Source organism: Bradyrhizobium genomosp. III, assembly GCF_000261705.1.
In the GTDB taxonomy this organism is placed as follows: Bacteria; Pseudomonadota; Alphaproteobacteria; order Rhizobiales; family Xanthobacteraceae; genus Bradyrhizobium; species Bradyrhizobium ottawaense.
In genome coordinates, this window is the sequence record NZ_AJQF01000292.1 from 1 (window position 1) to 279 (window position 279).

1 pseudogene is annotated in these 279 nt (G+C 70.6%); it reads left to right on the top strand.

Annotation, left to right across the window (positions count from 1 at the left end):
• Positions 1-279: pseudogene (locus IC66_RS0124545) on the top strand (MATE family efflux transporter); the annotation flags it as partial.

The following is a 279-nucleotide window of genomic DNA, read 5'->3' on the forward strand; positions in this document are numbered from 1 at the left end:
GCCGCGCTGGCCCAGCGCTATCTCAACGGCCTGGCCTGGGGCATCGCGCCGGCGCTCGGCTTCATCGCGTTGCGCAGCATGATGAGCGCGGTGAACCGGCCGCAGCCGCCGCTCTGGATCACGCTCGCGGCGATCCCGGTCAATGCCGCGCTGGTCTATGCGCTGATCCACGGCCTGTTCGGCCTGCCGGAGCTCGGCCTGTTCGGCGCCGGACTTGCGACCACGATCGTCAACCTCGGCACGTTCGTCGCCGTGCTCGCGATCGCAGGGCTGCGCAAG